This is a genomic window from Paenibacillus thiaminolyticus, from assembly GCF_007066085.1.
GTDB classification, from domain to species: Bacteria; Bacillota; Bacilli; order Paenibacillales; family Paenibacillaceae; genus Paenibacillus_B; species Paenibacillus_B thiaminolyticus.
In genome coordinates, this window is record NZ_CP041405.1 from 3,135,001 (window position 1) to 3,157,250 (window position 22,250).

16 protein-coding genes (1 of these 16 running past the window's edge) are annotated in these 22,250 nt (G+C 50.8%); 1 reads left to right on the top strand and 15 read right to left on the bottom strand.

Features of this window, described 5'->3' with window-relative positions:
* The 15 genes from FLT43_RS14140 to FLT43_RS14205 all read right to left on the bottom strand — a co-directional run.
* A protein-coding gene (locus FLT43_RS14140; RefSeq protein ID WP_087443987.1) for an ABC transporter ATP-binding protein crosses the window boundary here: on the bottom strand, positions 1 to 161 show its 5' end (the start). It extends 532 nt beyond the left edge of the window; 161 of the gene's 693 nt are visible here — the first part of the coding sequence; it begins with the start codon at positions 159 to 161; its stop codon lies beyond the left edge, outside the window.
* The gene (locus FLT43_RS14145; protein WP_087443986.1) at positions 161 to 1,261 is read right to left on the bottom strand and encodes an ABC transporter permease; all 1,101 of its coding nucleotides are present in this window, start codon (positions 1,259 to 1,261) and stop codon (positions 161 to 163) included. Before FLT43_RS14145 ends, FLT43_RS14140 begins: the two co-directional genes overlap by 1 nt.
* A gap of 298 nt (positions 1,262 to 1,559) precedes the next feature.
* Positions 1,560 to 3,824, bottom strand: a complete 2,265-nt coding sequence (locus tag FLT43_RS14150; RefSeq protein ID WP_208620096.1) for an alpha-amylase family glycosyl hydrolase — start codon at positions 3,822 to 3,824, stop codon at positions 1,560 to 1,562.
* Between the two features lie 360 nt (positions 3,825 to 4,184).
* Positions 4,185 to 6,197 (bottom strand): NAD-dependent DNA ligase LigA, encoded by a 2,013-nt coding sequence (ligA, locus tag FLT43_RS14155; protein ID WP_087443985.1) that lies wholly within the window; start codon positions 6,195 to 6,197, stop codon positions 4,185 to 4,187.
* Between the two features lie 102 nt (positions 6,198 to 6,299).
* On the bottom strand, positions 6,300 to 8,675 hold the full coding sequence (pcrA, locus tag FLT43_RS14160; RefSeq protein ID WP_087443984.1) for a DNA helicase PcrA: 2,376 nt from the start codon (positions 8,673 to 8,675) through the stop codon (positions 6,300 to 6,302).
* Positions 8,676 to 8,830: 155 nt separating this feature from the next.
* Positions 8,831 to 9,535: a heptaprenylglyceryl phosphate synthase gene (gene pcrB / locus FLT43_RS14165; RefSeq protein ID WP_164776532.1), complete on the bottom strand. Its 705-nt coding sequence runs from the start codon at positions 9,533 to 9,535 to the stop codon at positions 8,831 to 8,833.
* A gap of 179 nt (positions 9,536 to 9,714) precedes the next feature.
* Positions 9,715 to 9,846, bottom strand: coding sequence for a hypothetical protein (locus FLT43_RS30505; protein ID WP_255321612.1), 132 nt, complete (start codon positions 9,844 to 9,846; stop codon positions 9,715 to 9,717).
* Between the two features lie 138 nt (positions 9,847 to 9,984).
* The gene (locus FLT43_RS14170; RefSeq protein ID WP_087443982.1) at positions 9,985 to 13,335 is read right to left on the bottom strand and encodes a DEAD/DEAH box helicase; all 3,351 of its coding nucleotides are present in this window, start codon (positions 13,333 to 13,335) and stop codon (positions 9,985 to 9,987) included.
* A 549-nt stretch (positions 13,336 to 13,884) separates the two neighbouring features.
* Complete coding sequence (locus FLT43_RS14175; protein WP_087443980.1) at positions 13,885 to 15,291, bottom strand: undecaprenyl-phosphate glucose phosphotransferase; 1,407 nt, start codon at positions 15,289 to 15,291, stop codon at positions 13,885 to 13,887.
* A gap of 56 nt (positions 15,292 to 15,347) precedes the next feature.
* Positions 15,348 to 16,271, bottom strand: coding sequence for a glycosyltransferase family 2 protein (locus FLT43_RS14180; protein ID WP_174818210.1), 924 nt, complete (start codon positions 16,269 to 16,271; stop codon positions 15,348 to 15,350).
* Positions 16,268 to 17,218 (bottom strand): glycosyltransferase family 2 protein, encoded by a 951-nt coding sequence (locus FLT43_RS14185; protein WP_244194308.1) that lies wholly within the window; start codon positions 17,216 to 17,218, stop codon positions 16,268 to 16,270. Before FLT43_RS14185 ends, FLT43_RS14180 begins: the two co-directional genes overlap by 4 nt.
* An 11-nt stretch (positions 17,219 to 17,229) precedes the next feature.
* Positions 17,230 to 18,069, bottom strand: a complete 840-nt coding sequence (gene rfbD, locus FLT43_RS14190) for a dTDP-4-dehydrorhamnose reductase (protein WP_087443978.1) — start codon at positions 18,067 to 18,069, stop codon at positions 17,230 to 17,232.
* A gap of 3 nt (positions 18,070 to 18,072) precedes the next feature.
* The gene (rfbB, locus tag FLT43_RS14195) at positions 18,073 to 19,089 is read right to left on the bottom strand and encodes a dTDP-glucose 4,6-dehydratase (RefSeq protein WP_087443977.1); all 1,017 of its coding nucleotides are present in this window, start codon (positions 19,087 to 19,089) and stop codon (positions 18,073 to 18,075) included.
* An 11-nt stretch (positions 19,090 to 19,100) separates the two neighbouring features.
* Positions 19,101 to 19,649: a dTDP-4-dehydrorhamnose 3,5-epimerase gene (gene rfbC / locus FLT43_RS14200; protein WP_087443976.1), complete on the bottom strand. Its 549-nt coding sequence runs from the start codon at positions 19,647 to 19,649 to the stop codon at positions 19,101 to 19,103.
* A gap of 15 nt (positions 19,650 to 19,664) precedes the next feature.
* Complete coding sequence (locus FLT43_RS14205; RefSeq protein ID WP_087443975.1) at positions 19,665 to 20,408, bottom strand: sugar phosphate nucleotidyltransferase; 744 nt, start codon at positions 20,406 to 20,408, stop codon at positions 19,665 to 19,667.
* Between the two features lie 728 nt (positions 20,409 to 21,136).
* Between FLT43_RS14205 and FLT43_RS14210 the strand changes: the two genes are divergently transcribed.
* On the top strand, positions 21,137 to 22,063 hold the full coding sequence (locus FLT43_RS14210) for an NAD-dependent epimerase/dehydratase family protein (RefSeq protein WP_087443989.1): 927 nt from the start codon (positions 21,137 to 21,139) through the stop codon (positions 22,061 to 22,063).
* The last annotated feature ends 187 nt before the right edge of the window (positions 22,064 to 22,250 follow it).

The following is a 22,250-nucleotide window of genomic DNA, read 5'->3' on the forward strand; positions in this document are numbered from 1 at the left end:
GCGATCGACAGAAAGGTGCTCTTCCCTGAGCCGGACGGGCCGACGACGGCGACAAATTCCCCTTCATCGACTTGCAGGGACACATTTTTCAAAGCCATTACCGTCGTATCCCCTCCGCCATACTGCTTATTGATATTTTCCAATACAAGCCTGGCTGTCATTACTCCACCCTCCCTATCGCTTCCATGGCGTCGACCTGCGCGATGCGCCGCAAGGATAACAAGGCTCCGAGCACCGACACAAGCACGAGCAGCCCCGAGTACGTGGCCAGAACCTTGCCGCCGAGCTCGAACGGCATGCTGGCCGGCAATATGAAGCTAAGGCCGAAGGTCAATCCAATGCTGATCGCGACGGCGACGACCGCCAGCAGCAGCACTTGTCCGATAAGATTCCGCGCCAAATACGATGTGCTCGCCCCAATCGCCTTGATGATGCCGTACTGATTCGTTTTTTGCAAAGTAATAACATAGAAGAAAACAGCTTGCACAAAAGCGGCGATGACGACGAGGAAACCGATCATCATCGATAAAGAGCCTTGTTCTTCCTTGAAACCAGGGATGCCTGACATCGCCTCCTTCAGCGTCGCCGTCTCGACGCCATCGAAGTGGGAAGCCAGCGTATCCGGAACCGACGGGTCCCCTTGTATCGCAATCGCGTTATAAGACGGGGCTGGCCGGCCCAACGTGTCCATCATCGCATCCATACTCTTCATATCCATGTAGATGACAGGCGTATGACTGAATGTCTGCCCTTCCGCAAAGCCGACGACCTTCATGGTTGCCTTCGTATCTGGGATGGTCAACGTATCACCGAGCTTTACGCCATCTTTTTGCAGTGAGCGGTCAACCACCACTTCATGCGCATCGTTCACCGCCGGGGATGCCCCTTCCACGATCGGAGGCATCAGCATCCCCTTCGTATCGATGGCGAACAGCGTCACATCGGACTTCCGCTCCGATCCGTCCCGGGTCAGCGTCAGCATCGTCTGCGCCAGCGGCGTTGCTTCCCGCACGCCGTCCTGCTTGGCGACTTGCGCCAATCGCTCTCTCGGCAAGGAGGAGCGCGCCAGCTTGAACTCCGAATCGGACTGGTAAACGAGGAAATCCGCCTTCATCCGCTTGATCGCGGACGCATTATCATCCGAGAGGCCGTTCGCCAGACCGGATATGATTAAGGTTAAGGAAGCAATCATGACCATAATGAACCCGATCAGCAAAAAACGGGCTCGGGCATGCTTCAATTCCCGCATCGCTAAAAACATGTTGTTCCCTCCTTCTCTCTTGCACGGAATGCTGGAAACGCCGTCTGTCACAGTCAACCAGTGTCCCTCCCGCTTGTGTCAGTATAGAATATGAAAATGAACTCATCATGAACGGAACGTTACAAAAAGGAAAGCGGACTAGATGCAGCCCAAAAAAGCCTTGATATGTCCGGATCGCTCCGAACGCACCAAGGCTGGTGGATAGAGATTACGCTATGGAAACACACTAAAATATATATGTCGATGCTGGGCATCAAGGATCGAAGCAATCCGGGCAATCATGTCAACCAACCCGAGTCTAAGGCTGCCAGGTGTACACGGGAGTGTCGCTTGTTCCCGTCGGGTTCGATGTCGCCGTGAACGTCCGGTTCGCCCCGCCCTCCCAAGTGACATGCCCTGCCGTGTCTGTGATGATGAATTTAAACTGGAAGGTTGCCCCGGCCGGCACGCTGACCGGCAAGAACCACTCTGGATAATTCGGATTCATGAAGGAATCGAGCGCTTTATCCGGATTCCAGCCCCCCAGTTCGGCAATATCGCCGATGACATAGACATTCTGTCCCGGCTGCGTCGTCTTATTGACGTGGAAAATGACCTGCACTTGATCCCCGCCCAGCACCTGGTACCGGAACGGGTTGCTCGTCTTCCCGCCCTTCGTGACGGTAATCGCATAGTCGCCGGCCGGCACATGCGGAACAACGGCAGCGATCCGGTTATCCTGTGCGGATACGACCGTGGCCTGCTGAGAACCGAACGCGACCGTTGTCGCACCGCCCAAGCCGGTTCCATAAATATAGACGGTGTTGCCTGGCCGGCCCATCGTCGAGATGACGTCGCCGATATGCGGTTCCGCAGGATCGGCTGGCGGATTATGCGACCAGACGCTGACCTCGCCGCCAGCGAGTGTAAAGGCCGGAATCTGAAACGCTCCGTTCTGATTGACGACGGTCATTGCCCGGCCATATAGCAAGCCGTCCAATGCATCGGCATAGGTCCCCGCGGGAAGGGTCGTCCTCAAGGCCGGGACGGATACGGAACGATCCGGCTGCCTGTTCACGGCGACAATGACCTGTGTGCCGAAGAACTGGCGCTTGTAGACGAGCGCATCGTCATTGCTGTACAAAATATCGGTCGTCCCGTATGCCAAGGCCTCATTGGACTGCCGCAGGGCCGACAGCTTGCCGATAAGGCGGTAGGCTACCGTCTGCTCGCTGAACGCCGGGGCCGCAGTCTGCATGAACAAGCGGCCCGCATCCGACCCGCCATGGCCCGGATTCAAATATTGCTCCGTGCCATAATAGAGGTTCGGGATTCCGCGCGAGGTAAGCAGCACGGCCAGAGAAGCATGATAGGGCTTGTCATTCGGCTGGATATAGCGGAAGCGCGACACGTCATGATTGTCGATAAAGGTGACGGCCTGATTCACCACCGTATAGTCCGCGCTCGTCTGTACGAGCATTTGTCCGAAATCGCTCATGCTTCGGCTGAAATCGCCAAACGCTTGCCGGTTCGCATTGTAATATTCGAAGTCCAGGTTGTTGACGCCTGTCCGATCCGGGAACGTCCGGTATTCATCATACTTCGGATCAGGCCGGCCGATGAAAAATTCCCCAAAGTGGGTCACCGGACCGCCCGGAGCAGAATCGATCGCATCCTTGAATCCCTTCACAAATGCCGGGTTCATATGCAGCGTGGCATCATGGCGGAAGCCGTCGATGCCCTTCGCCTTCCAGAACTTGCCCGCCTTCTCCAAATGCTCGATGACGACGCCGTTCTCCTGGGAATAGTCGGCGAGCGAAGCCAATTCCTTATGCCGGTACCCGAATTGGGATGTATCGCTGTCCGGCCGGTCCCCTTCATGATGGAAAAAGCCGTTCATATCGTTGAGGATGTCGGCGATTCGGTTCTCCACCTTGCCGTCGCCGTTGTAATCAATTGGGTTGCCGTCCGGGTCGAACACATACTGGCCGGAGCTGTCGCGATCCGGTTCATACAGCACGCCGTCGCCGTCCGGCCGCGGGCCGGAATGGTTGGTCACGAAATCGATAACCACCTTGATCCCGTTGTCATGAAGCGCATCAACCAGCGCCGTGAAGTCCTGCATTTTTCCGAAATGAGGGTTGGTGGCGAAGTAATTCCGCGCATGGTAGCCGTGATAGGACGCATACATGCCGGCGATCAGGTTCTCCCGGTTCTCGTACGGAGCGGAGATCCATACGGCCGTAATGCCCATATTTTTGAGGTACGGGATTTTCTCCTGAATGCCTTTCCAATCGCCGCCTTGATATTTGTTCAGATCGGTTCCGTCGCCGCGTCCATCCCCATTGTCATCATTGAACAGCTCCGGAGGCGTCCTCGGGGGAATGTTGTTCGCGGGATCTCCGTCATAGAAGCGATCCGTCAAGATCTGATAGATGACGTCCTTCGATGTCACCGGGCCTAATGATCGTCCCGACGCCGCGGCGTCTGCGGGCAGAGGATAGGCCGCCGTATAGCCAACGATCAGAGCTAGCGCCAAGAACACAGAGAATAGCTTCTTCATGAACCGATTCATTGTCATCATGATGGACACCTCTTCACCTATAATGGAAAGCTGGCTTGCCCTCATCGCGGTTCTTCCCTGTCTATCATGCTGAAAAAGGAAAGTTCCGCCTGGAGCGATTCATACGTGGTGCATCCGTTTCTTTTGTTTATGCCGTGAAGTCGATTATGCCATTCTAGGTCGGTATGCCGCCTTAGCTGGCTGGTGCTGAAATGATCACCTCCGCTTCTGCATTGCCGTTGCATCCAGGAACAATCTTGATTCAATGGTTTCTTATCTCATGATTACATAAATCTGTTATCGGTGTAAATGCATCTTTTCGTATGAAAAAAGCCCCTCTTCCTGAATGGAAAAAGGGCTTACCGTATCGCTTATGCTGTCTTATTCCGCTGGCATTGCCTCTTGCAGTAGACGAACTAACTCATTCTCGTCGGTAATGACGGAGATGCCCAACTGCTCGGCCTTGGCGAGCTTGCTGCCGGCCTTCTCGCCGGCGACGACGAGATCCGTCTTCTTGGATACGCTGCCGGTTACTTTGGCGCCGCATGCCTCCAGCTTCGCGGTCGCTTCTTCCCGTGTCATGAGATGCAGCGTTCCGGTCAAGACGACGGTCTTGCCGTAGAAGAAGGAATCCGTGCTGACCGGCTTCGGCTTCTCGATCGGCTGCGGGCGCACGCCGAATTCAAGCAGGCGCTTCACGCTCGTCTTGTTCACTTCATCCTCGAAGAACGAGACGATGCTGTCCGCGACAATGTCTCCGACATCCGGAACGGAGATGAGCTCCTCCCGCGTCGCATTCATAACGCCCTCCAGCGTGCCGAAATGCTCCGCAAGCGCTCGGGTCGTCGTCTTCCCCGTATTCGGAATGCCGAGGGCGAACAGAAACGCAGACAGATCGCGCGTCTTGCTCGCTTCGATCGCCTGGAGCAGATTATTGGCCTTCTTCTCTCCGAACCGGTTCAGTCCGACAAGTTGATCGAACGTCAGCGTGTACAGATCCGACGGATCATGAACGTCCAGCTCATTGTAAATCTGCTCGGCCGTCATAATGCTGAACGTCTCGATGTCCATCGCATCCCGGGACGCAAAGTGCACGATCCGCCCGACAATCTGCGGCTTGCAGTTCAGCTTGTTGTTGCAGAACAGATGGGCCCCGCGCATCTCCAGCTCCGATCCGCAGGACGGGCAATGCGTCGGGTACACGATTTCTTCTCCATCCTGCTCCTCCGTCACTTTACCGAGAATCTCAGGGATGACGTCGTTGGAACGCCGGATAAAGACGCGCGATCCAAGGGCGTGTTTCAAGTTTTTGCGCTCGATGTCCCCAACATTGTTCAAGGTGCAGTTCTGGACGGTCACGCCGGCCAGCTCCACTGGCTCGACGCGCGCGACCGGAGTGATCTTCCCCGTGCGGCCGACTTCCCAGTTGACCTCTTCAAGCACAGTCGTTGTCTCCTCCGCCTCGAATTTGAAGGCAATGGCCCAGCGCGGGAACTTGTCGGTGTAGCCTAAAACCTCCCGGGTGCGCATATCGGTAATCTTGACGACCGCCCCGTCGATCAGGTAATCAAGCGTCAGGCGCCGTTCCTGGATCTGCTCCAGCTCGGCATGCACCGCTTCGATCGAATCGAAGTAGGAGATATACGGATTGACCTTGAAATGATTGTCCTTCAAAAACGCCATCATCTCCTGATGGGTCTGGAAGGCCAGTCGATCCGCGTAACCAATATTATAGAAGAACGCGTTCAGCTTCCGCTGCGCCGTGACTTGCGGATTCAGGTTGCGAAGCGCGCCGGCTGCGGCGTTCCGCGCATTTTTGAGCGGATCGGCGGCCGTCTTGTTGTACGCCTCCAGCACAGACAGGTTCATAATCCCCTCGCCCTGTACCTCTATCGTCCCTTCCTTGTAAGGAATGGTCAACGGAATGGAACGGATTGTTCTTACTTGCGGCAGAATCGACTCGCCGACGGTGCCGTTGCCCCGCGTCGCTGCCTGGACCAGCTTGCCGTCCGTATACGTCAGATTGAGCGTCAACCCGTCGTATTTCAACTCGACGACATAAGCGGGATCCGGGAGCGGCTCCCGATCCGGATTCTTGGTGTTGTAATCCTGAATCAGGCGCAGCACGCGTTGATGCCAGGTGTGAAGATCATCTGCCGACTGGGCCTTGTCCAGACTCCATAGCCGTGCCAGATGACGATGCGGCGCGAAGCCCTTCAGCAGCTCCCCGCCCACGCGCTGGGTTGGCGAATCGGGGTGGATGGTGCCTGTTTCTTTTTCCAGTGCGTCCAATTCGTCATACAGGGCATCATATTCCTTGTCGCTGATCACCGGATTGTCGAGCGTATAGTAATGGTAATTGTACCGGTTCAATTCCGCCACGAGTTGTTCCATTCGAGATTGTGCGTTCGTCACGGAGGTACTCCTTTCTATCTCCTAATCGTTATGAGGTTGTTATAAAAGCAAATTCTAACCGGGCAAGCGCCCGCTGTCTCGTTATACTTTGGTTACCGGGGCGAATGCGGCCAGCAGACGCTTGACGCCGACCGGAGCCGGGAAAGCGATCTGCAGCTCCATGTCCGTGCCTGTTCCTTTGACGGATACGATGACGCCGGTGCCCCACTTCGCGTGCGCGACCTTGTCTCCGGCCTGATAGGAGGACGAATCGCCGTTCTGCTTCGCCTTGTCGAGCGAAGAGGTCACCGTCACTCCGCCCGGCTTGGACGAAGCCGGTGCTGTACGCTGACCGGCCGCATCGCCTGTACGGCTTGTACGGCTGCCCAAGCCGCCTGTGGAGGCGCCACTGGCGGGGCCGCTATAGCCGAGTCCGCGCCCGCCGTAGGAAGCCGCGGAATTGCCGCGGCCATAGCGGTCGAAGCGCTCGTGGCGCGCGCCTGACGGCGACACATCCTCCTTCAGCTCGTCCGGAATCTCCCGCAGGAACCGGGACGGCGGATTCGCATTCGTCCGTCCGAAGAGCGTACGGGAACGGGCACAGGTCAAGTAGAGCTGCTCCTCGGCCCGCGTAATGCCGACATACGCCAGACGCCGCTCCTCTTCAAGCTCTTCGTTATCGCTGAAGGCCCGGCTGTGCGGGAAGACGCCTTCCTCCATCCCGATAATGAATACGTACGGGAACTCCAGCCCTTTGGCGCTGTGCATCGTCATCAGAATGACCGCATCATCCTGCTCCTCCGGCTCATTGTTCATCGAGTCGATGTCCGCGATCAGCGCCAGGTCGGTCAAGAAGGCGACGAGCGACTTGTCTTCATTCCGCTGCTCGAACTCCTGGGTGACCGACAAGAACTCGTCGATATTCTCGAGACGGGCTTTCGATTCCAATGTATTTTCCCGCTGCAGCTCTAGCCGGTATTGGGATAGCTCCAGCATCTTCTCGGTCAGTTCCGTCACCGACAAATAATCCACCATCCGGTTCAGGCTGTCGATCATGGCGTAGAACTCGCGCAGCGCGCCCTTTGTCTTCGCGGCGATGTCGAGCCCGTCCATATTGTCGAGTACCTTCATCATCGACGTCCCCCGCTCGGCCGCCGCTTCTGCCAGCTTGGCCATCGTCGTCGCGCCGATGCCCCGCTTCGGCACGTTAATAATGCGCTCCAAGCTGATATCATCGTCGGGATTCGAGATCAGACGCAGGTAGCCGAGAATGTCTTTGATCTCTTTACGGTCGTAGAACTTGATGCCGCCGACGATCTGATACGGAATATCGGATTTGATCAGAATTTCCTCGATGACCCGAGACTGCGCGTTCGTCCGGTATAAAATGGCATGTTTGCTGTAGGATTTCCCGTTCGCTTTGTTCTTATTGATCTCGCCGATGACGAAGTAGCCTTCGTCATGCTCCGAATCAGCCTGGTAAAGCTTGATCGGCTGCCCTTCCCCTTGATCGGTCCACAGCTTTTTCGGTTTGCGGCCGGTGTTCTGGTTGATGACATTGTTGGCGGCATTCAAAATATTCGCGGTCGAACGGTAATTTTGCTCGAGGTAGATAACCGTCGCTTCCGGATAATCCTCCTCGAAGTTCAGAATATTCGTAATGTCGGCGCCGCGCCAACGGTAAATCGACTGGTCGCTGTCCCCCACGACGCAAATATTATGATGCTTGTCCGCCAACATGCGGCACAGCATGTATTGCGCCCGGTTCGTATCCTGGTACTCGTCGACATGAATATATTTGAATTTATTCTGATAAAAATCGAGCACCTCCGGCTCTTCCTTGAACAGTTGGATCGTTGTCATAATAAGATCGTCGAAATCAAGCGCGTTGTTGCTCTTGAGCCGCTGCTGGTACTTCGTATAGACCTTCGCCACCACGCCTTGGAAGTAGTCGCCGATGTTCTGCTCGAACCGCTTCGGCGAGAGCAGCTCGTTCTTCGCGCTGCTGATGGCGGCCTGGATGGCGCGGGGCTCGAATTTTTTGGTATCGAGGTTCAAGTCCTTCATGCAGCCCCGGATGACCGAGAGCTGGTCCGTTGAGTCCAGGATGGTGAAGTTCGACGTGAAGCCGATGCGCTCGATATCCCGGCGCAGAATGCGCACGCACATGGAGTGGAATGTCGATACCCAGATGTCGCGGCCCTCTGAGCCGACGAGCTTCGCGACCCGCTCCTGCATCTCGCGGGCCGCCTTGTTCGTGAACGTAATCGCGAGAATGGCCCAAGGCGGAGCCTTGCGCTGCGAGATGAGATAGGCGATGCGGTGCGTCAGCACGCGCGTCTTGCCGGATCCGGCGCCGGCCATAATGAGCAATGGGCCGTCCATCTTTTCAACCGCGCGGCGCTGCTCCGGATTCAGTCTCGCTATCGATTCATGGAGATCCACTCCGGGATGGGATGATTCTAAAAATTCAAACATGAGGAAGTGCTCCTTTCATCCTTACTGTCTAACCGCCTGCTAGGATTGCTTAGCGTTGGCGGCCGGATGCCGGTGCCCCTAAGCACCGGCTGTATATGCTGTCTATCATTACATGATGTCATTAGTAATGCGGTTTGGAAGGAAGGCCGCTCGCCTTATGGTGTAAGCCGGACGGCCTCGACCGTCCGCAGCGCGGCTTCCATGTCTTCGTACACAATGTTGCCGACCACGACCGTATCCGCCGCTTCCGCCGCCTCACGGGCCTCCTCCTCCGTACGAATGCCGCCCCCGTAGAACAGTTGGGCGTGGCTTAGGCTTTTTCGCACATGATGAACCAATTCCATATCGCCATACGTCCCACTGTATTCCACATAGACGACCGGCAGCCGCATCAGCTTGTCCGCCACCTGCGCATACGCTCCCGCTTCCGCCGCTGTCAGTCCGGTCTCCGCTTCCGTCAGCTTGGCCGCGGTCGCCTCGGGGTTCAATATAATGTAGCCTTCCGGGATGAGCAGCTCCCACGGAATCATATAGCCGTACTGCTGAATCGCACGCTGATGCTGACCGATCATCCAATCCGGATTCGGCGTGTTCAGCACCATTGGGATCAAATACGTATCGAATCCAGGCACGACGGAATCCAGATTCGACACCTCCAGCGCGGCCGGCAGCTCATAACGCCGAATGCGCGACATCAGCTCCACCGTATTCTCGAACGTCACGCCGCTCGATCCGCCTACCACGATCGCGTCCGTTCCGGACAGACAGATGCGGTCCAGATCGTCGTCGCTGATATCTTTGTCGGGGTCTAATTTGAACACGTGTCGCCACGCTTCGATTGCAATCACAGGGGTATGCACGATGTTGTCCTCCAAGCTTCGAATAAACTGCTCTTCCTAGTGTACCAAATTCAGTCTACGAATGCAGTCAGGAGGTGTCAATGAGAAGAGATGCGGGTCAGTGATAGAATGTATGTTCTTATTATAATATTGTAATCAAAATTAAGGGGGAAGTCACGAGGAAGTTGGAGGGGGGGGACCTAGCCGAACCATGCTTCGTATACGATGCTAATGATAATAACCCATAGCGCCACGCCTAGCAGCAGCGCAATCACCCAGCCACGGCCGGTTGCCAGATGATCGGTGTCGTTGCTTTTGTCCTGATGGTTCATTTCGCCCACTCCTCCATATATTACGTATATCCTCATTGTGGACGGAACTTGCCGGGGGATATACGTAAAATACAAAAACTCCCCCCCTGCAGGTTTGGTCCGGCAGGAGGCGAGATGGATGCTATTCCTTATTGGTAGTCACGTGACGCTCAGCAACTCGCGAATATCCTCTTCCGTCAAGGCGGACGAGGCGCTTCCTTCCGCATCGATTACTTCGTCAATCAGATCGCGCTTGCGCTGCTGCAGCTCTAATATTTTCTCTTCAATCGATCCTTCGGCCACCAGACGGATCACTTGAACGACTCGCTTCTGCCCCATGCGGTGTGCTCGTCCGATCGCTTGTTCCTCCACGGCGGGGTTCCACCACAGGTCATAGAGGATGACCGTGTCCGCCCCCGTCAAGTTCAACCCGGAACCTCCCGCCTTCAGCGAGATCAGGAACAGCTCCGCTTCCCCCGCATTATAACGGTGGCACATATCCACGCGCTCTTGGGCCGGTGTCTGTCCATCCAGGTAGAAGAGAGTCCTTCCGGCGAACTCCAGCTGTTCCCGAATCAATTGAAGCATACTGGAATACTGGGAAAAGATCAGCACTCTCCGGCCGGACGCGGTCAATTCCTCGACTTGCTCCAGCAGATGCTGCAGCTTACCCGAAGGACCGCTGTACCCTTCCACGAACAAAGCAGGATGACAGCACAGTTGGCGCAAGCGGGTAATGCCGGCTAATATTTTCATTCTGCTCTTCTGGAAGCCTTCCGTCTTCAGATCTTGCGCCGTCGTGTGCTGCAGCTTGGCCAAATAGGCAGCGTACAGCTTCTTCTGCTCCGTCGCCAGCTCCGGGTACTGCACTGATTCGATCTTGTCGGGCAGTTCGGTCAAGACATCTTTCTTCAACCGGCGCAAAATAAATGGGCGGACGATACGGGCGACCCGCTCTGCCGGAAGATCGCGGAAAGCCTTCTGGTTCGTGAACAGGCCGGGGAAGACCGCGTTGAAAATCGACCACAGCTCGTCCAGCGAATTCTCGATCGGCGTGCCTGTAAGCGCGAAGCGCCGTGCAGCGTTGATCTCGGATACCGCCTGCGCCGTCTGGGACGAAGCATTCTTAATCGCTTGCGCCTCGTCGAGAATCAGGGTGTGGAACGGCTGCTCCGCATAGAACTCGATATCCCTTCGGAGCAGCGGATAGGAGGTCACAATGACATCCGCCTCCTCCATCTCCGCCCATAGCGCGGCACGCTCTTTCTTCTGCCCTGCAACCACGAGCACGCGCAGCTGAGGAGCGAACCGGGCGCATTCCTGCGCCCAATTGTAGGTTAAGGAAGAGGGCGACACGATCAGAACGGGCTGCTTCTCTTCTGACGATTCCTGTTCCTGTTCCCGTTCCGACAGGATATAAGCGATGCTTTGCACCGTTTTGCCAAGGCCCATATCGTCGGCCAGGATACCGCCGAACCGATAGGATGCGAGCATTTTGAGCCATTGGAAGCCTTGTGCCTGATAATCTCGCAGCTGGGCCTGAAGCCCGTCCGGCACCTCATAATCAAGTTCATCCAAGTCATTGAACCGCTTCACGAATTGACGCAAATCACGGCCAAATCGAATGCTGCCGGATACGGACGCACGCTCCGGCAGCTGTAGCGCTCGTACAGCGGGAAGCTGGATGCGGTTGCCGCGAAGGTCGGCCGCGCCCATCCCAAGGCTTTCCATCATGTCAGCGAAGCCTTGATACTCCTCCTCTTCCAGCGACAGGAAGGAGCCGTCGCGTAGCCGGAAATATTTCTTCTTCTCCACAATGCTCCGCATAATGTGCAGCAGCTCGCGCTCCTCGATCTGCTCCAATTCGAATGAAATGTCCAGCCAATTCATATCCCCTGTAAGATCGGCGCGCACCTTCGGCTGACGCTTGCGATGGCGAACGATATTCTGCAGCGTCTGCGACAGATAGATCTCGGCTCCCTCTTCCTTTTCCAGTACAGGCAGCAAATGATACAGCACTTCATACTGCTCATCCTCCGTCTCGGACAGCCACCGCTGCCCGGTAGGCCGGAGCCCAGCCGCCTCAAGCCGCTGCAGGAGCTTCCCTTCGCGGGCGGCGTCACGAATCAGAATACAGTCTTGCTCCGCCGGGGCATCCTGTCGTTCCTCAAGCGGCTGAATCTCAATAGCCCCGTACCGGAATAGTGCCCGGGCGGTCAAGATGCCGTCGGCATAATCCACATACAGTTGAATCTGCGGTTCCGGTTCCCGGATCCGTTCACGAAGCGGCTTGGCGATGTTCACCTGGCCCAGTTCGCGCAGCGGGGGCAGCACATGCTGTACGAAGCCGTTCAACTGCTCCTCCGACATGTCCAGCTTGCCGTTCGACTGAGTTACAGACATATGAGTCAACAGATCGTGAAGCTTGTGGATCTCTTGCGGATCAAGCGGGTATACCATGCCATTCATCATCGCGCAACGATAAGACGGCAATACCGTTACATTCGCCAGCTCCCCTACGTCTAACTGATAGTTCGCCCCCGTCTTCCGGGTAATATGGAACTGGAGAGGAAGCTTGCCCTCCCCAAGTTCCATCCGGGTCCCCAGCGCCCCCAATCCTTCCAGTCTCGCATCGACATCCGGCAGCAGCCGCAGCATGTCCGCCCATTGTCGCGGATCAACGAACATGTCTTTCCGATCCGTCACAGGCAAATACCCTGCCAGATCGGAATAATACTCCCGGTAGGCTTCATCATTATGCTTCATCTGAATAAGCAGATCCAGCATCGCCCGATCTTGCTCTCCGATCTCGTGCCGCATCGGATCATACGTGAACAGCGCCGTGAATGGATGAGACTTGGCCAGTTCTACACTTTGCAGGAAGGATTTCACCTTCTGAACGACATACAGCCGCTTCACGCCGGTCCGCAATTCGATCATCACACTGGGATTTTTGAAAAATCGGTTGGTCACGACGCGAAATGTGTATTCGAACTTTAACCGCCCTAGGCCCTGTCCTGTACTGGAGCTGTCGAGCGAACTCTCCCCCATGCCGATAGCCTGATTCATCTTGTAATGAGCAATGAGATCGCCGGCGGGGCGATACTTTGCCGCTTCTTTCTCCGCCATCGTCAGCATCGCAGCTCGGTTGTCAGCGGGGCGATGCGTGTTGAGCCAGGCCGGTCCTGTACTGCGGCTTCCTGCAACGTCCAGAGCTTCTCTACCGCTCTCCTGATCATGGATCGCGATAAGCACTGCCGCAATATGCTTGCAATCATTATCATAGGAATAGAAGGCGGGACAATCGCAATAGGTGCTGATCTCCCCGTCAGGCCATATCTCTACCTCAACCGAGTAGCTGCTGCTTCCCTTCACGCGCGCAGTATAGCTGCATCCATCTGCAGACTTCTTCAAGCGTGACACCTTGCCCAGGCGGTAATAATCTTCTCCACGCTTATAGGAAGTAGAGCCGCAGAATGATTTCACATCTGTCAACGTAAATGCCGGCATTGCCATCTTCCCCCCATTCTCTCTTGCCTCGTCCTATCCGCCTCAACTCGCCCATCATCATAACATGATCCAAGCTCAATCTATGTCAATGAACGACAACCGTCGTGAGTCGCCACAAGTTCATCCCACTGCCGCTGCGTCGTTCGCATCTCTATGATAGGTATCGGTCCTGCCTCTTCGATACGAATTATATTATTCCGCTTAAGCGTCTCCTCAAGCTCCGCCTCATGTTCTTCCCATTGATGCCGTAAGGCGCCCCGCCGTCGGTGTATCCGACGATGAAGTAAAAGCTCTCATCTTGATCAAATTGCAACGGCTCGCATTCTGCCCATGTAACGCCACGCTTTTTCCTGGATTTGTGTTTGCTGCGTGATTTCTTCCGTGATATATCTATTCTTTCTCCTCTATCCTGCATGACCATATTCATTGATCCTCAAATCATTACCCGAGCCAAAAAAAGGTCCTTCTATCCTCAGATAAAAAGACCTTTTCTACCAAGTTTACTATTTTTGCATACCTACATCACCGCCCATATTTTGGATATATGATTCAGTATGCATTTTTATTAACAAACCCGTTCCAAATCGTCTTCCAGATGATTTTAATATCGAATAATAAAGACCAGTTCTCGATATAGAAGATATCATAGCGGATGCGTTCCTCGATCGACGTGTCGCCACGCAGGCCATTGCTCTGCGCCCACCCGGTAATCCCGGGACGGACATGATGCTTGACCATATACTTCGGAATCTCTTCCTTGAATTGCTCCACGAAGAAAGGCCGTTCCGGGCGCGGGCCGACGACACTCATATGACCCAGCAGCACATTGAAAAATTGCGGCAGCTCATCGAGACTTGTCTTGCGCAGAAAGCTGCCGAACTTCGTCTTCCGCGGATCATTCTCCGTCGTCCACACCGTATCCGATACGATGTCCGTGCTCACCTTCATCGAACGGAACTTGTACATGTGGAAGGTTCGACGGTTCAGACCGACCCGCTCCTGCTTGAACAGAATCGGCCCCGGCGAAGTCAGCTTAATGCCGAAACCGATAAGCAGCAGAACCGGCGAAGTAATGAGAATCGCGACAAGCGAGAATGCGATATCGAAGCCGCGCTTGAACACCCGGTTGCGAAGCACATCAAGCGGAATATCGCGAACGTTGATCATCGGCATTCCGGCAAAGTTGTCGAAGTATGGCCGCGATGGTAGATAATCGAAGAAGTCCGGAATGATGAGCGTCCGCACTCCCGCCTTTTCACAAGCCGCGATAATGTCAGGGAACTTGTGATGCGCGTTCAGCGGAAGCGCGATAATGACTTCGTCGACGAGCTTGTCGTTAAGAAGCTGAGCCAGGTTGTTGAGGGTGCCGAGGATGGGCTTATAACGCTTTTTCTCCAGGGCATCCCACTCAGCCTGATCGTCCAGGAAGCCGATCACCTCATACCCCATATCCGGATGATTTCGCAAATTTTCATAAAACCGCTTGCCTAAGGAGCCCGCTCCCAAAATAACGATAAACTGCTTGTTGTATCCCTTCTGCCGCAAGGAACGCAGCATCACCTTGACCGTATATCGATAAATAACAGTTCCCATTGTGGCCGCCGTAATAAAGATGGCCAGAAATTCGCGTGATATGTGGACCTGCTTGAAAAAGAACAACAGGCCAAGCAATATAAATAAACTGATAGCATGCGTTTGGATAATACGGAGAAGCTGATCAGCGAACCGCTTTTTCCGATGAAAATGGTACAAAGAAGACATCGCACCAACCATAAGCACAATAACGGCATAGATCCCGCCCCAAGCGACATATGTAGAATAAGGGAGAGCGCTGTCGTTCTCCAGCCATCCGCTTATGAACTTTATCCACCAGGCCATCCCAAACGCTATCGCGATAATTAGAATGTCGAAAATCATGTACAACTTCGACAGAAAATTTTGATTTTTGCGGAGCATATGCAACCCTCTTTTTCCTAGACCTAGCCCCATTATACTAGGATTCGGCAATAAGGTTAAGACGATATATCCTTTTTGTTGGAATAGGCTGGCTTGGGCGGCCGTAGAGACGCTCTTACACGAGCCAATACATTCATGAGCATCGCCAGTCCCAGCTTTGCTCCTATCCCGGCATACATGAGCGCAGTCACCCAGAACGGATACTTTTTCTTAAAATGCTTATTGTAAAGCACGTAAATCGCCCTATGAAATTCATACGTAATCTTATACGGTTTATTCCGGCTGCTGGCTCGTTTGTAATGAATGATCTGGGTCTTCGGGTAATAATAATTGACCCACCCCGCCTGCTTAATCCGGTAGCACCAGTCGACATCTTCCCCATACATAAAAAACTGCTCGTCCAACATGCCGACCTGATCGATCGCTTCACGCCTTACCATCATAAAAGCCCCAATCAAACAATCGATCGGATAAGCCTCGTCGGGGTCCAAATCTTCACGATGATACGCATTGATCCTTGGACTCTTCGGAAACAGCTTCGATAAGCGGGATACATAGAAGAACGTAGCCGCCGGCGTAGGGAACCCCCTGCGGCATGCCTTATCCAGTGACCCATCCGGCAGAACGACTTTACATCCTGACGCCCCAACTTCAGGATGTTCGTCCATGAACCGAATCATCACATCGAGCGTATCCGGTTGGATAACCGTATCGGAATTAAGAAGCAGAACATACCGGCCTTCCGCGACACGCATACCTTGATTATTGGCTTTCGAAAAGCCAAGGTTGTGTTCGTTCGTAATAAGCTTGACTTGCGGGCATTGCTGACGGAAGACTTGCAGCGAGTCGTCACGTGAAGCGTTGTCGATTAGGATGACTTCATACTGGAAGTTCGTTACCGATCGGTAGACGGACTCTATGCAGTTCAGCGTGAGCTGTTTGGTGTTATAGTTGACGATGATGACAGATAAATCAATCATTTTAGAATGTCCCCTCTTATCATCATAAGACGAAAAACGAGATTGTCCAACTTGGATTGCCGGTAGAGCGGCGTCGTCAAAGCATAATGAATTCGCGGTGCAAGGGTCCGGCCTGATACGAGAAAGTGTTGCAATCCCTCTCTCTGCTCTATTGGTAATAAATCTCCCCAGCAACGTTCAAACTCTTTCGCTTGAGTCCATAATATTTTTTGAGCCCGATGCTTTTTATAGCTGTTCCATTTTTTTGTCCATTTATCAACAAAGCCTTGCTGCCCACCTACAACATTATGTTGATGCTGCCGATAGTAAATGCTTGGTTTCTCATCATAAATGACTTTGCCAAAGGCAGATACGACCAAATATGCCCACCAATCATGCATGACGATATTTTTGGGAGACGGCATATTACGCTGCATCAAATCAATTGCCGGGCGGTTGATCATGATTGTGGCACCCACTGCAATATTTTCAACCAATGCATTAAAAAAAGATGGTCCTTTCTTCGGGACCGGGGGCCAACAGTTGAGCGGCTGCAGCGTATTATCCACCATGAGTGTAGGAGTTAAATACATCATGGGTAGACCGCCGGAATGGATACTTAATGTCTGTATGCCTCTCTCCAACTTATCCGGCATACAAACATCATCCTGATCGCAGAAGCATATATAGTCTGTATCCTTATGAACATGATTGGTAAGAAGCTCAAAAAAACTAGTAATGACTCCTACGTTTTTTTCATAAAAAGCCTCTATTTTATAAGGGTAGTGGGATACATATTCGCGAATAATTGCTGTTGTACGGTCAGATGAACCGTCATCACGTATGGTAATGAAGAAATGGGAGTGAGTCTGCTTCAATAAACTATCGAGCTGCTCCGCCAAATACTTTTCCCCGTTATAAGTAGAAACAAGAATCTGAACTTTGCCCCGCTGTTCTCCCATACTCATTCACTTCCATCTCAAGGTTGATGTAAAAAATCACGCAGCGCTTCCCGCCAGTGCCGAATCGGCGTAAAGCCATTCACTCGAATGGCCATTGGCTCCAAAGCTGAATAACGAGGCCGAGGAGCCGGGCGCGGGAATTGCTCTGTCGTACATGGATCAACCTGGACTGCCATCTTGGCTTCTTCAAAAATAGCTTTGGCAAATTCATACCAGGTGCATATTCCCGTATTCGATGCATGATAGATGCCGTACTTTTCAGTCGCAATCAGTTCTTCCAAAAAGAACGACAAATCACACGTGTATGTCGGCGAGCCCCATTGGTCATTGACGACTTGTAAGGAATCGCGTTCAGCACCAAGCTTTAACATCGTTTTGACAAAATTACTGCCGGAAGCTCCATACACCCAGGACGTTCTTACAATAAACCAACGGGAACTTAGAGACTGAACCAATTGTTCCCCCGCTCGCTTCGATTTTCCGTACACGGTTAATGGGTTAGTATTGTCATATTCATAATAGGGGCTTGAGCTATTGCCGTCAAATACGTAGTCTGTGCTAATATAACAAACTTTGGCTTTCACATGCTCTGCTGCTGCAACAATATTTCTCGTTCCGATGGCGTTCACCAGGTAGGCATTATCTTGATCCGTTTCTGCATGGTCGACCTCGGTATACGCCGCACAATGAATGATCGCCTCTGGCTGCAATTCAGTAATAATGTCTCGGCATCGCTTCTCGTCCGTAATATCTAAGTCCGATCTTCCCATCCCTATTACACGATGTCCTTTTTCAGCAAAAAGGCGGACTACGTCCGCCCCTAACTGCCCATTAGCGCCTGTTACGAGTACTTTCATCCCTTACTCCCCCAGCCGTACCCCGTATTGTTTTTCATAATAGGTTTGGTATGCTCCGGACTGTATTCTCTCCCACCATGTTCGGTTGTTCAAATACCATTCAATCGTTTCTTTAATCCCTGTCTCAAAGGTATGCTTCGGCTTCCAGCCGAGTTCGGTCGTTATCTTCGTCGCATCAATTCCATAGCGGCGATCATGCCCTAATCGGTCTTCCACATACTTGATTAACGAATCAGGCTTTCCAAGCTGTTCAAGAATGGTTCGAACAATGTGAATGTTCGTCCGTTCATTATTCCCACCTATATTGTATACTTCCCCACCGCGGCCTTTATGAATAACCAAATCAATGGCGCTGCAATGATCCTCGACATACAACCAGTCGCGAACATTAAGTCCATCCCCATAAATTGGGAGTTGTTTATCATTCAAGGCATTGGCAATCATTAATGGAATCAATTTTTCAGGGAATTGATAGGGTCCATAGTTATTCGAACAACGGGTGATATTCACAGGGAGACCAAAAGTCTCATGATAAGCTCGTACCAGCAAATCTCCTCCAGCTTTGCTAGCAGAATAAGGACTGTTTGGGGCCAATGGTGTTGTTTCAGAAAACAGCCCCGTTTCCCCAAGGGAACCGTAAACCTCATCCGTCGATACTTGAACGAATTTTGTGACACCGTGCTTTTTGGCAGCATCAAGAAGTACTTGTGTTCCTAATACATTTGTCTTCACAAATATTTCAGGGTCAAGAATACTCCGATCGACGTGGGATTCCGCCGCAAAGTTGACAACCACGTCCACACCTTCGCTAAACAACTTCTCCATCGCTTGAGAATCTGCAATATCCGCTTTAACAAAGCTATAATTTGGGTTGTCTTGAATTTGACTCAAATTCTCAAGATTACCTGCGTACGTTAATGCGTCTACGTTTACTATTTTATAGTCCGGGTATTTGTATAGCATGTAAATAACAAAGTTACTTCCGATGAATCCTGCTCCACCAGTGACTAGCAGTTTCATAAGACTTTCTCCTATTCAAAATTGATTTCTGCCAATTTGAGGACAGGATGAACCTTATCCTTGTCGGAAAGAATGGGATATGATGTTGGCCAATCAATCCCAAGGTCCGGATCATTCCACAGAATCCCTCGATCATGCTCTGGAGAGTAATACTCATCCACTTTATAAAATACTTGAGTATTAGGGACGAGCGTGCAAAAACCATGGGCAAACCCCTTAGGTACCAGTAACTGATGTTTATTATATTCGGTTAGTACTACCGCTTCCCATTGGCCGAATGTAGGTGATTCCCGCCGAAGATCTACAACCACATCGTAAATGGCCCCGGATAATACACGTACCAGCTTAGTCTGTGCCTTAGGATTCAATTGATAATGCAATCCCCTTAGAACACCTGGTTGTATAGATAAAGAATGGTTGTCTTGTATAAATTTATTCATAACGCCTAAAGAGTTGAACTCGTTCTCATTGTAACTCTCCATAAAAAAACCACGGTGGTCACCATGGACCACCGGTTCAATTCGCAATGCACCCTCTATGGATAGTGGAGTGATCTTCAATATTACTCTACCTCCTCACAGTTTCAATTTACCAAATTCATCACCTAAGACAATATTTTTAGCTAACTCATTAGCTCGTGACAAAGAAGTGTGCGTCCCGGCATCTGTCCACCAGCCCTGTAAAATATCATATGTTAATTCATTACGTTGGATATAGGCATTATTAACATCCGTTATCTCTAGTTCACCACGTAGTGAAGGTTGTAAGGTTTTAATGATCTCGAACACATGATGGTCGTACATATAAATTCCAGTAACAGCATAGCTGCTTTTGGGCTGTATGGGCTTTTCCTCTATAGACAAGATATGGTCCCCCAACAATTCGGCTACTCCAAAACGTTGTGGATCATGTACTTTTTGCAATAGAATTTTAGCACCTGATGACTGTTCTCTAAAATTTTGAACATACTCTCCAATTTGGTCTTGAAATACATTATCCCCAAGAATAACTACCATTTGATCATTGCCAACAAATTGTTCGGCCAACCCTAATGCCTGTGCAATTCCACCTGCTTCATCTTGTACTTTATAGGTAAAAGAAACTCCCATTTCTGTTCCACTGCCTAAGAGATTTACGACTTCCCCCATATGCTCTCTGCCTGTTACAACAAGTATATCATATATCCCTGCATCCTTAAGTTTATGTATAGAATGAAAAATCATGGGATATTTGCCTACAGGAAGCAAATGTTTGTTTGTAACCTTCGTTAACGGGAAGAGACGGGAACCCGTTCCACCAGCAAGTATGATTCCTTTCATTTCATGCATACATCCTTTTTAATTAATTTTTCTGACACATTCATGTGTTGTTTCAGTTTTCAGTTATAGTAAATTGAAAGAAAAGAACTATGTAAACCCAAAAAAGACTTATTTACTAACCCCACAATTGTTAATTCCCGCTGACTTTATTGTTGTCTGGCCACTATACTTTTTATTTGCTTTGCCTAAAAAATTATGTTCACACATAACCATTATTACGCTCACCAGTATAAGCGCAGGGTAGATTCTCATATAAGTCGCTCACGACGGTTACAATCCGGTGCTATAGACTACATCATTCAAATTTTTCAGGATTACATCAAGAAATATGTTTAGAGGCAACCTGTCTAGTCCGACAGGTTGGTCGGAAAAATATTGCTCACATCTTCCAAGCCACGCTACTTCAGTATTTAGAAATAGCTCAGGAATTCCTACTCACTCACTGATTTCTTCTGATGTCTAAGCGATCTACATTTAGATATTAGTACCTACGCTTGCATTACTTGAGCCAATATACAAGTAAGTTCGCAGATATTATAATGGTTATGAGCCACTTTCAATCGACCTCATAAATTTAGCTAGCTCAGTAAACTCTTTCTACTTTTTCTATTGCTCTCTTCATTTCTTTGAAAGGGGCTTGAATGTTGACTTTAATTCTAATCAATTATAAGGTGTAATTAACTATTTATCTATTAGATAATACTCAAGAGGTGTTTGACTTGAAAATAATGGTAATTGGCGGTGCAGGATTTATTGGCTCGAATATAGTAGATACATATGTTGAAAACGGTCATGAAGTTGTTGTTGTTGATAATCTCAGTTCTGGAAAGCTGTCCAACATCAATAAAAATGCTCGTTTTTATAATAAAGATATACGCAACAAAGACATAATCAATATCATTAAATCAGAGCGTCCAGATGTTATAAATCATCATGCCGCTCAAAAGTCTGTACCAGCATCGGTAAAAAACCCAACTCTAGATGCTGAAATAAATATTTTGGGTTTATTAAATATATTGAATGCCTCAATTCAAGCAGAAGTAAAAAAAATTATCTTCGCTTCTTCAGGCGGAGCACTAAGTGGAGATAATTCTATTATACCTACCTCAGAAGTAACTGTTCCTATTCTCATGTCACCCTATTCAATTACTAAGTTTATGGGAGAAAAATACATACAATATTTTTCTGATGCTTATGGAATATCTTATACTATATTAAGGTATGCCAATGTATATGGGAAAAGACAAACTTCGGACGGTGAATGTGGGGTTATTCCAATATTTATCGAAAATATTATTAATGGTCGACCATCATACCTTTTCACATACCATGACATGCCAGGCGGAACAACAAGAGACTATGTATATGTAAGTGACGTATCTTCTGTGAATAATATAGTATTAAATAAAGGGGATAATCAAATATACAACATTGGTTTGGGTACTGAGATCGGAGTTGCAACTATTTATGAGTTGCTTCAGGAATTAACGAATACTAATCTCCCCTTAGTACGAAGAGATGAACGTGCTGGGGATATAAGAAGAAGTTCATTATGCCCTAAAAAAGCCAATAAGCAACTTGGCTGGGAACCAAAAATTGATCTCTATGAAGGCCTAAAAATAACTTTATCCCACTATTTCGCATTACATAAATAGATAGAACCCTCCTGATCAGTATGGACCACCTATTTCGTAGACATCGATAAAGGTCCCTAGCCAGTTGAAGTGCCCCTTATAACAGATTTTGGTAACCCCTCCCTGGGTAAACCAATGAAATTATAAGGCGGCACTCCAGCATTCTGGTAGTGTGGGGACAGTTCACAACGAGTCTATCAACAATATT

Bases quoted from the DNA above. Each gene is read 5' to 3' on its own strand.
- FLT43_RS14145 (WP_087443986.1), bottom strand. From the start codon at position 1,261: ATGTTTTTAGCGATGCGGGAATTGAAGCATGCCCGAGCCCGTTTTTTG.
- FLT43_RS14150 (WP_208620096.1), bottom strand. From the start codon at position 3,824: ATGATGACAATGAATCGGTTCATGAAGAAGCTATTCTCTGTGTTCTTG.
- ligA (WP_087443985.1), bottom strand. From the start codon at position 6,197: ATGGAACAACTCGTGGCGGAATTGAACCGGTACAATTACCATTACTAT.
- pcrA (WP_087443984.1), bottom strand. From the start codon at position 8,675: ATGTTTGAATTTTTAGAATCATCCCATCCCGGAGTGGATCTCCATGAA.
- FLT43_RS30505 (WP_255321612.1), bottom strand. From the start codon at position 9,846: ATGAACCATCAGGACAAAAGCAACGACACCGATCATCTGGCAACCGGC.
- FLT43_RS14170 (WP_087443982.1), bottom strand. From the start codon at position 13,335: ATGCCGGCATTTACGTTGACAGATGTGAAATCATTCTGCGGCTCTACT.
- FLT43_RS14175 (WP_087443980.1), bottom strand. From the start codon at position 15,291: ATGCTCCGCAAAAATCAAAATTTTCTGTCGAAGTTGTACATGATTTTC.
- FLT43_RS14180 (WP_174818210.1), bottom strand. From the start codon at position 16,271: ATGATTGATTTATCTGTCATCATCGTCAACTATAACACCAAACAGCTC.
- FLT43_RS14185 (WP_244194308.1), bottom strand. From the start codon at position 17,218: ATGAGTATGGGAGAACAGCGGGGCAAAGTTCAGATTCTTGTTTCTACT.
- rfbD (WP_087443978.1), bottom strand. From the start codon at position 18,069: ATGAAAGTACTCGTAACAGGCGCTAATGGGCAGTTAGGGGCGGACGTA.
- rfbB (WP_087443977.1), bottom strand. From the start codon at position 19,089: ATGAAACTGCTAGTCACTGGTGGAGCAGGATTCATCGGAAGTAACTTT.
- FLT43_RS14205 (WP_087443975.1), bottom strand. From the start codon at position 20,408: ATGAAAGGAATCATACTTGCTGGTGGAACGGGTTCCCGTCTCTTCCCG.
- FLT43_RS14210 (WP_087443989.1), top strand. From the start codon at position 21,137: ATGGTAATTGGCGGTGCAGGATTTATTGGCTCGAATATAGTAGATACA.